This window comes from Sphingobium sp., assembly GCF_033795625.1.
In the GTDB taxonomy this organism is placed as follows: domain Bacteria; phylum Pseudomonadota; class Alphaproteobacteria; order Sphingomonadales; family Sphingomonadaceae; genus Sphingobium.
In genome coordinates this window covers 42,067-54,371 of record NZ_JARYGI010000009.1, presented here as the reverse complement: position 1 = coordinate 54,371, position 12,305 = coordinate 42,067, and the positions used below count along the sequence as shown (strand labels likewise).

13 protein-coding genes are annotated in these 12,305 nt (G+C 61.9%); all 13 read right to left on the bottom strand.

Annotated elements, in window-relative coordinates; all coding sequences use genetic code 11:
* Window positions 1-47: 47 nt before the first annotated feature.
* The 13 genes from QHC67_RS06600 to QHC67_RS06540 all read right to left on the bottom strand — a co-directional run bounded on the left by QHC67_RS06600 (window position 48) and on the right by QHC67_RS06540 (window position 11,926).
* On the bottom strand, window positions 48-2,453 hold the full coding sequence (locus QHC67_RS06600) for a glycosyltransferase family 4 protein (protein WP_024018499.1): 2,406 nt from the start codon (window positions 2,451-2,453) through the stop codon (window positions 48-50).
* Window positions 2,454-2,918: 465 nt separating this feature from the next.
* Window positions 2,919-4,205 carry an NRAMP family divalent metal transporter gene (locus QHC67_RS06595; RefSeq protein WP_052028229.1) on the bottom strand — a complete coding sequence of 429 codons (1,287 nt, stop codon included), beginning with the start codon at window positions 4,203-4,205 and terminating at the stop codon, window positions 2,919-2,921.
* A gap of 277 nt (window positions 4,206-4,482) precedes the next feature.
* Window positions 4,483-5,178 (bottom strand): cytochrome c3 family protein, encoded by a 696-nt coding sequence (locus tag QHC67_RS06590; RefSeq protein ID WP_024018501.1) that lies wholly within the window; start codon window positions 5,176-5,178, stop codon window positions 4,483-4,485.
* On the bottom strand, window positions 5,175-5,858 hold the full coding sequence (locus QHC67_RS06585) for an iron reductase (protein WP_024018502.1): 684 nt from the start codon (window positions 5,856-5,858) through the stop codon (window positions 5,175-5,177). Before QHC67_RS06585 ends, QHC67_RS06590 begins: the two co-directional genes overlap by 4 nt.
* Window position 5,859: 1 nt before the next feature.
* Complete coding sequence (locus QHC67_RS06580) at window positions 5,860-7,839, bottom strand: FAD-binding oxidoreductase (protein WP_024018503.1); 1,980 nt, start codon at window positions 7,837-7,839, stop codon at window positions 5,860-5,862.
* 12 nt (window positions 7,840-7,851) lie between these two features.
* A complete protein-coding gene (locus tag QHC67_RS06575) occupies window positions 7,852-8,238 on the bottom strand; it encodes a hypothetical protein (protein ID WP_088181972.1) in 387 nt (128 codons plus the stop codon).
* Window positions 8,239-8,372: 134 nt separating this feature from the next.
* Window positions 8,373-8,744, bottom strand: coding sequence for a DUF1622 domain-containing protein (locus QHC67_RS06570; RefSeq protein ID WP_024018505.1), 372 nt, complete (start codon window positions 8,742-8,744; stop codon window positions 8,373-8,375).
* A gap of 460 nt (window positions 8,745-9,204) precedes the next feature.
* Complete coding sequence (locus QHC67_RS06565) at window positions 9,205-9,669, bottom strand: heavy metal-responsive transcriptional regulator (RefSeq protein WP_024018507.1); 465 nt, start codon at window positions 9,667-9,669, stop codon at window positions 9,205-9,207.
* Window positions 9,670-9,771: 102 nt separating this feature from the next.
* Window positions 9,772-10,110 carry a hypothetical protein gene (locus QHC67_RS06560; RefSeq protein WP_024018508.1) on the bottom strand — a complete coding sequence of 113 codons (339 nt, stop codon included), beginning with the start codon at window positions 10,108-10,110 and terminating at the stop codon, window positions 9,772-9,774.
* Window positions 10,111-10,196: 86 nt separating this feature from the next.
* The gene (locus QHC67_RS06555; protein ID WP_024018509.1) at window positions 10,197-10,412 is read right to left on the bottom strand and encodes a hypothetical protein; all 216 of its coding nucleotides are present in this window, start codon (window positions 10,410-10,412) and stop codon (window positions 10,197-10,199) included.
* Window positions 10,413-10,414: 2 nt separating this feature from the next.
* Window positions 10,415-10,894 (bottom strand): MerR family transcriptional regulator, encoded by a 480-nt coding sequence (locus QHC67_RS06550; protein WP_082679233.1) that lies wholly within the window; start codon window positions 10,892-10,894, stop codon window positions 10,415-10,417.
* A 174-nt stretch (window positions 10,895-11,068) separates the two neighbouring features.
* The gene (locus QHC67_RS06545) at window positions 11,069-11,431 is read right to left on the bottom strand and encodes a hypothetical protein (RefSeq protein ID WP_024018511.1); all 363 of its coding nucleotides are present in this window, start codon (window positions 11,429-11,431) and stop codon (window positions 11,069-11,071) included.
* Window positions 11,432-11,566: 135 nt separating this feature from the next.
* Window positions 11,567-11,926, bottom strand: coding sequence for a hypothetical protein (locus QHC67_RS06540; protein WP_024018512.1), 360 nt, complete (start codon window positions 11,924-11,926; stop codon window positions 11,567-11,569).
* Window positions 11,927-12,305 lie beyond the last annotated feature (379 nt).

Below are 12,305 nucleotides of genomic sequence, written 5' to 3'. Positions count from 1 at the left end.
CCTTTTGAGCGCTCGGGCCTTTTCAGCCGGCTGAGCCGATACCGTCGTCATGGATTTGGGCATCCACAGGAAAGCTGAGCTTCTGGGCGGTCTTCGGGAAGACCTGTTCGGACCCCGTTGGGTACCCGCCTGAGAGGCTTAGTACCGGCCGCGCAGAGTTCGACTACGCGTGCCGCTCTGCTCGACGAGCTATCCTGTTCGGCCGTGCTCAGGATCGCGGTCAGTGCGGAAAGATATGCGAGCGTCGATTCAGCGCCTTGGTTGGCATTGCGCCGGTCTGGATGGAGACCATCGAAGCAGGCGCCTCGTTCGACGTCCACGACGGGGATGCCAAGGTCGTTTGCCCCGAGAAACCAATTGAAGGCCCGGCGCGCTTCGCGCTTCCACCGGACGTCGCTGGTGACTCGGGCCGCGGTAAGGCATGCGCTCACCGCTGCACAAGCCTCGAGAGGCTGCTGGTCGAACGGCTGCGGGCGCCGCCTGTCGCTTCCAAATGTTTCGGTTCCGATCGGCCGAAAGTGCCCAGCTTCAGCCGTCTGCAGCGTCATCAGCCAGCGCAGCGTATCGAGGCCGGCATCAAGGTGAGACTCGTTGCCAGTGTCATGGCCGCTTTCGATGAGAGCTTCACACAATCGGGCATTGTCATAGCCGAGCCTGTCTTCGAACCAGATCCAGTCGGGCGCGGCGGCGTCAGACCAACGTTGGAACAAGCGATTGGACAGTTCTCCTCGCAGCTGTTCCAGATTGCGATGGCCCGGGAAGCGCCGGAGAAGCTTTGAGATGCCGAGCAGCCCGTAGGCCCAGGCACGCGGCGTGGTCAGCGCTACCAACGCCGGCGCCATCTCCAGCAAGCGCGCGGCGGCCCATCCGTCCAGGAATCGATCGTCTTTTCGCATTGCGACCGCCCCCAGCGCCCAGACCGTGCGGCCATGCGCGTCGTCGGCTCCCGCATCGTCGAGCCATGTGCGGTCGAACCCCATGAAATTGTGGACGCGGTTATCCTTTGGCGACCAGGCGTGCTCAACGAATGCGGCATATGTCAACGCAAGCTGCTCCTCGTGTGGAGTAAGAGAACGCAGCGTCGATAGTTCGGAGAGAAGCAACAGCGCGCGCGCGTTGTCATCGAGGCAATAGCCGTGTCTCCGGTCCGGAACCGCGAATTTTGTGTGCTGGGTTACGCCGACCATGTCGGTAAGAGCGGCGAGATGGTCCGTGTTTATCGGTGGAAGCGCCCTGTTCCAGGCTTCGTCATTTACAGGACGTATAGCCCGAGAAGCGCCGGAGCGTCTTTCAAATCGGACATCGGAGAAGACTTTCAGGTACTGCTTCGCCACGCTCGACCAGATCATCGCGCGACCGCGCTCGTACGCGCGGGTTCTAATCTCGCTACGCGACGCGCCATCGACGATCAATCGAGCGACGGCAGCTCCGAGTGCATCCGGTTCCGAAAAAGGCACCAGCACGCCACAATGGTCGGCGAGCAGTTCCTGCGCATACCAGAAGGGCGTGGAGACGACCGCTTTACCAAGGGCAACAGCGTAAGCGAGCGTTCCTGAAACGATCTGCGCTTCATTGGGGTAAGGCGATAGGTAGATATCGCATGCAGCCAAATGGTCGAGCAGCTCATCCAGTGAGAGATAACGGTCGACAAAGCAAATATTCTCGATGACGCCGAGTTCGGTTGCGAGTGCAACGAGGCTATCGCGATAGCGTTCGCCTTCATCCCTAACGAGGTTGGGGTGGGTCGCGCCGACAATCATATAGAGCAGATTGGGATGGTCGCGAACGAGTGCCGGCACTGCGCGAATTGCCGTTTCGATACCTTTGCCTGGACCAAGCAGGCCAAAGGTCATCAACAAGGTCCGGTCTGCAAGTCCCAGTTTGTGCTTCGCCATCGCCGGATCGATAAAGGCGCGGTCCGGAACGCCGTGGGGTATCACGGCGATGTGCTCGGTCGGGACATCATAGACGTCCTGCAGAATGCGCCGTCCTTTGTCCGCCATGACGACGAGGCGGGATGAGTGTTTGATGATGCCATCCATGACGCGACGTTGTGCAGGGTTGGGGTTGGCCAGTACGGTGTGCAGCGTCGTGACGATCGGAGCGTTGAGGCCGCTGAGAAGGCCAAGGATGAATTCACCGGCCTCACCTCCGAAGATCCCGAACTCGTGCTGAAGAGAAACGAGATCGACGTTCGACACGTTGAGGAAGTCGGCGGCGACTGCATAGGACGCGGGCGAGGCCTGCTGGATCTCCAGGGCGACATCGGGCGGATAGGCGTAAGTGTTGGCATCGTCCGTCAACGCGATCGTCATTGAAGAGAGATCGGAATCGCAGTTCTTCAACGCCTGCTGCAGATCGTTGGTGAAGGTGGCGATGCCACACTGCCTTGGAATGCAGGTTCCTACGACAGCGATACGCTTGAGCGGGGGAATGATCACAGAGTGGTTCATGCTCGACCTCAAATATGAAAATATCTCTCAGAGCGGCTCATGCCGCCTTGGGGGCCGCGTCCGCTGCTCCCTCGTGTTCGCGCCGCGGCAAGACGACGGTTGCCGAGCAATGGGGTTCATGATCCGACCATGTTGTCGGGCTTCGACCACCGTCCAGAGTCAAGGCCAATATTCTGTCTCCACGCCTGAGCAGCTTGGACACAGGATTGCGCGGCCGCGCCGGCCTGACGGCGTTAATGCTGGCGCGGTGACTTGGGCGATTGGCTTGCATTTCTTCGATTTATGGCAAGCACACACACGTCGCGTTACGTAATGTGCGCAGGACTTGCTGACCGGCGTCGCCTGAGCCAGGCCGCGCGTCGGCCGGATTCACGATGCTGAAATTGCTGAGGGCGGAACGCGTCAATCTCGTGCCAAGCTTGATCTGTGCGTGCGAGCGCTGGATCGCCAGGGGATCATCATCATTTATCGCGCGGTCGGGGCGATCCACGAAACTGTGGTCATTATGGCAACACCGACCATGACCAGACAGGCTGCGCCACCGAGCAGTTGCAGCCGCCGAGGAATGGGCTGGCCGTTCATCGCTTCGGAATCCGAGCCGAGCCATATCACCAGGGCAATAAGTGGGGCTGCAACAAAGCCGTTGACGACAGCACTCCATAGCAATGCCCTCATCGGATCGATCGAGGAGAAGTGCACAAGCACACCCAGCAACCCCGCGGCAGCAATTACGCCATAGAAGGCCTTGGCCCGCCCAGCGCTTTGCGCAAGGCCGGTCCGCCAACCAAATGCTTCAGAAACGGCATAGGCCGCAGAGCCGGCGAGCACCGGAATGGCGAGCATGCCGGTCCCGATGATTCCGACAGCGAAAAGCGCGAAGGCAAAATCGCCTGCAAGCGGTCGAAGCGCCTCGGCCGCTTGAGCAGCCGTATCAATCTGGGTGGTTCCAGCGACATTCAGAGTTGCGGCCGTCGTCACGATGATGAAGATGGCAATGACGTTCGAGAACAGCATTCCGAGCCAGCTGTCCAGTCGGATACGGCGCACTTGCCAGTCTGGCCCTGGCTCCGCATCACCAGCGCTGGCCAGGCCCGCTTCTTCGGCTTCCTGCGAGGCCTGCCAAAAGAAAAGATAGGGGCTGATCGTGGTGCCAAAGATCGCCGCCACCAGCATCCACGCTCCCGAGCCGGGCATGGCTGGTACTACAAGCCCGCGCAAGACCGAGCCCCAGGATACATGCACCACAAATGCCGTCGCCGCATAAGCCAGGAGCGCCAGGGTCATCCATCGCAAGAGCCGGGCATATCGCTGATAGTCCACAAACGTCTCGAGCAATGTTGAAGCAAGCGCAAAGACGATCACCCAGGGGTGCGGGGGACCGCCGCCTATGAGAGACATCGCCGAGCCCATTGCACCCAGGTCGGCCCCGAGATTGATGATATTTGCGATGAACAGGAGGAGGACAACGAGCCTTAGAACGGGTGATGGACAACGACGACGAATGGTTTCAGCCAGCCCGGCGCGGGTACTTCGCCCTATTCGACCACAGATCTCCTGCACGGCCGCGGCAAGCGGCCAGGTGAGAAGCATGGTCCAGCCAAGCATATATCCATAAGCCGCGCCGGCTTGCGCATAGGTTGCAATCCCGCTGGGATCGTCGTCGGCGGCTCCGGCAATAAATCCTGGGCCAAATATTTGGCGGATGCGTCGCAATCGGCGGGTGCGAGACGCCTTTGGGCGTGGAGCTTTCATCAAAGGGCCGTCCTGTTGGGAATCCGGCTCGCGCGCCAACGGGGTTCTCGTGCACGCTGGTCCCATTTTTCCAGTTCTTTGGTCGGCCGGTTACGGATCCTTGAGTTCGGTTTCGTGAATGTGGTCTGCGGGCAGCGGCATTTTCGCGCGAACGGACGTGGCGCGAGGAAAAGCTGTCGGGCAGCGCCCTTTCCAACTCCGGGAAATCCTCGAATTGCTCTTTCGGGCTGGAGTAAAGCGCGCGTAGCGACTGTTGCCGGTACACCCCTATGACGGGTCAATGGACCTTCACCATGCCGACACCCTTGATATTGTTGAATGAGTCGGTCTGGTGACACGCGAAGCACTGCTCCACGCGGGCGCTCTTCTCGCCGGTGATCGTCTTGTCCATCATTTCGAAGTGCATCATGTTATGGCTCGGCGGCGGCTTGTGGCACTGCGAACATTCGGTTGATTTGGGGCTGGGGTGGAGAAATCCGCTGATCTTCCAGCTGCTCGTGAGATGGCAGCTGGCGCAGTCCGTGCCGAAGAAGCCCTTATGCGTGTCCCGGGGGGCATGACAGGACTGGCAGTCGAGCCCCGCGGGATGGTTCATGCCACGCTGGGCGATCTTCTCGAGTACGGCATGATCCATGCGGACCGGCCGAATGTCTCTCCCCTGATGTTCGACATGGCAGCCGGCGCATTCCGTGACGTTAACGTGGAAGGCGGTCTCCGGCTTCATAAGCAATTCCGGCGCCGACGCATGGCAGGCAATACAGGTTTCGGCCTTGATCCCGCGATTGGGCGTGTGACAGCTCTCGCACTTGCCTTCGAGAAATGCATGGGCGTTCGATAGCGGCCCGGGTCGAACCGACGACGCCCATTGCGGCAGCGCGGTGCTGCCCGAGCGGTAGATGGTGAGGGGGACGGCGATCGCGGCGGCCACCGCGAGCGTCGCAAGGATCAGATAGACGATGGTCGTCCGGTTCATGGCCACCACCGCAGGCCGAAGTAGATGCTGCTCCAGATGTGCATCGTCAGCAATCCGTACATGATGATCGCCGCGACGATATGCACGACGATCCACCTGTCGAGCGTGGCCTTGATGACGTCGCGTGCGGTAATCGTGAATTCGAGATCGGCTATCGCGCCGAGCAGCGAGTCCAGCGGCAGTCCTGATGGATCAACGATGTTCTGACCGTGCAGATCGGCCGATACGGCCGCCAGGACGTCATAGCGGTCGCGCAGGACCTTGAGTTCCTTTTGCTGAAACCGCAATTCCTGGCCGACCTGCGCCAGATAATATCGGCCGATGAAGCCCGTGACGACGACTGTCAGCATCGCGATCACGAGGGCGATGCCGATCGGACTTTGAAACTTGTGCCCTGAATGGATAATCCCGAGCAGCGCGCCGATCGCGCCGGCATACACATGGAAACTGAGCAGTCCGCCAAGCGAGACGAGACGCTGCGTGCGCTGCTTGACCCACGCCTGCCGCTTCACGATGCTGTAGACGAGCAGGAGCACGAAAAGCAGGGCGGCGGCGATGCCGAACAGGCCTCCCGCCAGGCTCCCGGGGAACCGCGGCGCGGAATGCAGCAGGAAGGCCGGGACCAGCAGCGCAAGAGCGGTCAAGAGAGCGCCGACCGTTACTTTCTCGGTTTCGGTCATCTCAAGCGTCCACCACGAGATCGCCCACCGATTTTGCCTGGCAGGCGAGGATGATACCGTCGGCCTTCTCGTCGGCGGCGAGAGCGTCTTCCACTTCCATCGTCACTTGGCCCTGCCGCAGCGGGACCTTGCACCTTCCGCAGATGCCGACCCTGCATTCATAGTCGATGGCCACGCCAATGGCCTCCGCCGCCTCGAGCACGGACTGATCGGGTGCGAGTGCACCGCTTTTGCCGGACTTCGAAAAAGCGATCGTCGCCTGCGCGGAAGGAATGGCGGGCGGCGTCTGCGGGGCGGCCGATGCCGAGCTGTCGGTCGCGGTCTCCGCCGGTTCATCTTCAAGGACGGGTCCGCCCTTGGGGGGCGCGAATTCCTCCGTCTTTACCTGCTCCGCCGGCACCTTGAGCTGCGCAAGCGCCGCCTTCACCGCGTCCATCATCGGCGGCGGGCCGCACAGGTGAACGCGCCTGCTGGCGATTTCGGGAACGGAAGCGGCGATGAAATCGGCCGTCAAATAACCGGAAGGCCCGGCCCAGTCGGTCCCTTCGGGCTTTGCGACGATGGAGACGATGTGAAGCTTGTGGTGGCGCCGCGCCAGATAGTCGCATTCCTCGCGAAAGATCAGATCCGTCGGCGTGTTGACACCGTAGAGGAGGTAGATGTCGTGTTCATAGGAGCGGTCCGTCAGGCTGCGCAGCACACTCATCATCGGTGTGATGCCGACTCCGCCGGCGATCAGGACGATCCCCTCGGCTTCCTTGCCGGTGAAGAAGAACCGGCCCGCGGGCGCCGCAATCTCGAGAAGGTCGCCCGTAGCGGCATGATCATGGAGATGGCGCGATTCCAGCCCATATTGTTCGCGCTTGATCGTGAGCTCGATATAGTCGCGCTGTGTGGGCGACGACGAGATCGTGTAGGATCGTCGGACCTTCTGGCCTTCGATCTCCGAGGTGATCGAGGCATATTGGCCGGGCAGGAACGTGAACGGCATCGGCCCGCGGTTCGGTTCCATGAGCCGGAACGTCTTGACGCTCGGGGTCTCGTCGAAGATCGCGGTGATCCGCAGGACGCCTTTCCACAGGCGCGGCGCTGCCGGCGTGGCGCTGCCGGGCGTAGCTGCGCCTGCAGGAGCAGCGGGCGCCGGCACGATGGGGGCCGGGGCCGGAGAGGTGGCCGGACTGGCCGGTGGTGTAGCCCCGCCTGGTGCGAGCCGCTCCACCAAGCTTGCGATGCGGCGCAGCCGCGCCCATCGGAGTAGCAGCGCCGCAACCAGAGCCGCCGCCAGCAGCGCCATCGCGATCAGGTGCCACCAGGAAAGGCCCGCCAGCTCGTTTCCGTATGCCATCTGGTCGCTGACGGCAAAACCCGACTGGGTCTTGAACCAGCTCAGGGCAATCTGCCGGGGAGGGCGGCCCTCTTCGAGGCCCCTGAGCGCGCCTGCTCCGCTGTCCGCGAGTGCGAGGCCTTCGCGGGCGCCCCTGATCGCATCCTGGGCTCCTTTCGTGTCGTTCGACATGAGAGCGTGGTGAAGCCGGGCTTGCTCCGCGGTCAGGACCTCGGCGCCCGACCCCAGGCGGGCGAGAGCCGCGGCGCGTACCGTCCGTCGTGCCTCATCGGTCAGGACGGGCCAGTCCATCAGCGAGGGGTAGAAGGGTTTGGCGCCGCCGTTTCCACAGCATCCCGCCGGTCCCGCGCCCATTTTGGTACCCGGCGACGGCACCATCATCCCTTTCATCATCGCCGCCATGGGATCGGCAGCTTTCGCCGCGGCCGGAGCTGCTGCCCCCATCACGTTGCCCGCTGGCATCGCCGCTGGCGCGGCGGCTCCGCCCGCTGGATGATGCGACGCGTGCTCTGACTCGGCCATCTGCGCCGACGCTGGCGGTGATCCGGAGATCATCGCCAGCGCGAGTGCGATACCGCTCGTCCTCAAAGCCCGCGATAGCTTGAGGCCGGTGATGTTGTTGTGAGGGCGCGTCACCTGAGGACTTCCTTACATGTCATCCTTCATGGGCATCGGCTTGTCCGCGGGCATCGGCGCCGGCTTCGCGGTGGCGGGTTTCGCATGGCGGCGGTGCGGGGCTGCCTTGTGCTTGGCCATCGGCATCTTCTTCATGCCGCAGCATCCGGCCTTCTTTGCCATCGGAGGCATGGCCGCAGGCATCTTGTCGTCCTGCATCGGCATGCCGGCCATGCCTGGCATCGCGTCGTGCTTCTCCATGCCGCCTGCCGGCATCGACCCGTTGGCGGAGGGCGCAGACTGGGTCGACGGATGGCCGGTGGTTTGCCCCTGGGCCGAGGCGATGGCGGGCGACAGCACGATTGCACCCCCTAGGGCGAGCGCGCGCAAGCGGGAAGAACGCGTCATGATCATGATCAATACTCCATTGCTATGACCGGCCGAACATCCGGCTGGCAACGGCCCCGAGGGACCACAAATCGATTTTCGCCAATATACGTAGTTTCCTGTTTCCCCGGCGTTGTCGCCCGGGCGCCCGGAGCCGGCGCCGATGCTCAATCATCGCGCGGGGTTCCCGTCGCCCGCTGCCAGGGCCAACGACCCTTGATCTCGACCTCTAGCGAGAAACTCAGGAAGGTTCGTATCAGCACAATGCCGGCAAGGACCGCGAGACTGCTAAGCGTTGGCTGGATCGCGATAGTGTTGATGATGTCGGCCGCAACCAGGAATTCGAGTCCGAGAAGAATGGCTTCACCGAGGCTCGACCTGAAGTTGCCGACGACATGTTGGTCGATCGGACCTTTCAGGGATTGCTGCAGGAATCTGATCAGCGAAGAACCGGCGCCCACGACGATGATCGCCGTCCCGGTGACTTCGATGGCACGCGTGATCCAGTGGATGCCCTCCACAATGAGGCTCTCGGTCATCACGGACACCTGTGCATCACGTGGCGAACTCTGCGACCTCCCAATGCGACGAGGCGATCGGGTTCGCGTTCGATGATCACCATGCGTTTGTCAGGCCGCCCCGGGGCGACTGTCTCTGGCCGCGCCAGGGAATAAAAGATGATGTCACCGCGTTCGTACCACGTCCCGGTGGCCTGCGGTGCACGGTCGGGCAAACTGATCTCATTATAAGATCCATCCGCCCGGAACTCCCAGGCTGTACCGGTCTTGCACCCGGACCGGGCGTCGAATGACCAGATACCGATGAGATCCGTCTTCGAGCCCAAATGCTGACCGGGCAGATGCTCGGCAACAGAAGGCTGGGCCAGGCCGCCAACCGCAGCGATAACAGCCAAGGCTAAACTTGCTCGGCTGAGGAGCGCGCGCGCTTGGCGCCGACTTGCCCAAAGCAGCAGTAAACCCAAACGCTGCAAAACAGGTCTCATATGGACGCCTTCACTGCGCGGGCGGCATGAGGGTCGCCGTCGCCAGGTGGGCTTCCCCTGGGAATGCTCGCGAGATGCGCGAGGATCGGGCAATCCGCGATGGGAATGTCGATCGAGCATTGGGCGGACAGGGCGGACAGGGCGGTCTTGATGCGGGTCAGATCATCGATACGGGTGGTCGCTTCATTTATCTTGCTCTCGGTGATGGCCAGGACATCGGCGGTTGTCGCGGTGTCGGACGCGCGCAAATCGAGCAGGCTTCCGATTTCGCGAAGCGTGAAACCCAGCTGCTGCCCCTTGCGAATGAACCGCACGCGCTCGAGATCGGCGTCGCCATAGGTGCGGTAACCGGCAGAAGACCGGGCGGGCGGAGGAAGCAGACCGTTGCGCTCGTAATAGCGGATGGTATCGGGACGGATGCCGAGCGCACGCGACAGCTTTCCGATCGTGAAATATGTCATGGCGCGTCTCCGTTGCCGCGACCATTCGAAAGGTCGCGGCATTATTCCTTCGAATTGGTCTTGCTCAGGTCGGGCAGTGCCGGGGTTTTCAGCCTGCTCGGCTTACATATCCTTCATCGGGGCGGACTGACTGTTGTCGGGCGTGCTCGTAGGCGGGGCGCCATTGGGCATCATCGGCCCACCCCGGCGCATGTCGCTGTGGTCCATATCCTGACGGTGGCGCTCATCCATATCGGCCGCCGTGTTGTCGGTCCCGACAGAGTCCGTGGCGGCGGCGGTGTCGTTTTCAAGAGCGCCGGGCGCGCTTGCAGAGGCATTGGAGGCAGCCTGGTTTTGCGTGCCGTCCGTCTTCTTGCCGCACGCAGCAAGCGTTCCGAGAAGCGCAAGGGCTGTGAGCCCCGAGACGATCTTCCCGGACGTATTCGTGAGGTGAGTCTTCATGATGTGTCTCCGAATGAGAGTGAGCGGTCGAACGCAAATCCCGTCGGACGAGCTTGATAAGCGTGCTCGACCGACAGATCAGGGTGTCATTGCTGCTTGAGAATCTGCAGGCAGCGATCGTGCGAGAGATTCATCGGGTTGCGCCCCTGTCCCTTCATCTCGTTGTGATCATGGGGCGTCGCGAGACCCATATTGTCTTCCATGGCCTTGCAGCTCGCGATCTGCGCGCTAGTCGGCGGAAGGGTCGCGCAAGCGCCGAGCAGCGCCAGTGGTAGCAATCCCAGCGAGATAGAGTATTTCATGTTCAGTCCTTCCCTGTGCAGGTGGTGTGGTCCTCTCCCACGGACATTTGTTCTGGCTGATCTGCGGCCAATTGAGACAGCCGCCCGTCCCGAACCAGAAAGAGGATCGGGCAAGGGTCGCTTTCGGCTTCGTGCGAGGGCGCTTCACCCAGCTGCTCAAGGCCTGTTTCGATAAGCTTGAGCTGTTCCACCCTGACCAGTGCTTCGCGCAGTTTGACCCGCGTGACGGCGAGGATATCCGACCCGGCGAGGGCGTCTCCGGCCCGCACCAGCAGGAGCGCGTGCGTTTCGGTGAGGGTGTAACCGAGCCCCTGTGCAGCGCGAACGAACTTGATGCGTTCGACGTCTGCAGGATGATAGACGCGGTATCCTGCACTGGTCCGTTGCGGAGCGGGGAGCAGGCCGGTGCGCTCATAATAACGTATGGTGTCCTTTCGAACGCCGGCAGCCTCGGCCAGCTCACCGATTCTAAGCCGTGACATGGCAAGTCTCGGAGGCACAGTGCCGCTTGGACCTAGGTCCAGGGTCAAGAGAAATATTTGGACGTCGGTCGATCATCGCCGCTCTCCTGTCCGCTCAAAGGCCGCGCGACTTTTCGTCGCTTGCGGCCGCCATCAGGCATCATGGGGAGCGGCAAGCCCCTCCCCGGCACGCCCTTATTTCTTGCGGAGCTCGACGATGTCGTGAACTGCGGGAGCGCCGTCGGCGACGCTCACATGCGCAAAATGGTCGTCAAATATATGATCGACCCTGACGTGGCCGATGAGGTCTCGGCGATAAGCGGGGCCGCTTCCTTTGTAGCCGGAGCCGGGCAGCGTCTTCACGCGATAGACGTCAAGCACCTGTCCGACTGTCGCGCCATCTGCTTTGCCGACACACACGATCGTTCCGGTCGTGTCCTTGCCGATGATCGATCCACGCATAAAAAAGCTGTGGCCGATGCCGGTCGCCAGAGCGGGGACCGCGCCGGCGAGGGCGATACTCGCCATGGCCATCGATATTGACTTCTTGAAGCGCATCTCGATTCCTTTCAATTCATGTCTCGTGCACCCAGGCCGGTGTTCGTCGCTTGGTTGCGAGCGATCGTGCCGGTCTCGTTCTGCAGCGAGGTGGCGTTGATGGTGGGGACGGCGGTCGCCGTCCCCGCTGCCGACTTATTTCCTGCGGAGTTCGACGATGTCGTGGACCTTCGGCGTGCCGTCGGCGATGCTCACATGCGCGAAATGGTCATCGAAAATGTGATCGATCTTGACGTGCCCGACGGCCACGCGCCGGAAGCCCGCGCCGGGGGTCTTCGAAGGTCCAGGTGTGCTTTCCACACGGTAGACCTCGAGGACCTGGCCTACGGTCGCGCCGTCGGCCTTACCCACACAAACGACCGTTCCGGTCGTGTCCTTGCCGACGATCGATCCACGCATGAAAAAGCTGTGGCCGATGCCCTGGGCGTAGGTAGGCGCGGCGCCGAGCACGGCGAGGCCTGCAAGCGCGATGGTGATCTTCTTCTTGAGCAACATGGTGGAAGCCTCCTTGGCTGAGTTTACAAGACCCGCCGAGGAAAACTGGCGGTGAAGAACCTTTCTTCGCCACCAAGACTATGGACCCGGCTCCCGACTCAATATGCGTAATGTTACGAAGCCCCATCAAAGCTCCGGGCAAACCCCGTGCCAAAACGTCGTCGCACTAATCGCATCTTTTGATACGCTCCCGCTACTAGCGGGTTGTGCTCTGGCGATAAGGGGTACGCGTACTCGATGGCCTGTAAATTAGGGCGATTCTCGCGGTCCAGGGTGCCGTCGGGCGGTACAAGGATCAAATCACTCACGCCCGCAGTATGCAACAGGATCATCATAGCTGCTCGGGCCGCTCAAGGAATTGATAGCGACAAAGCCGGTC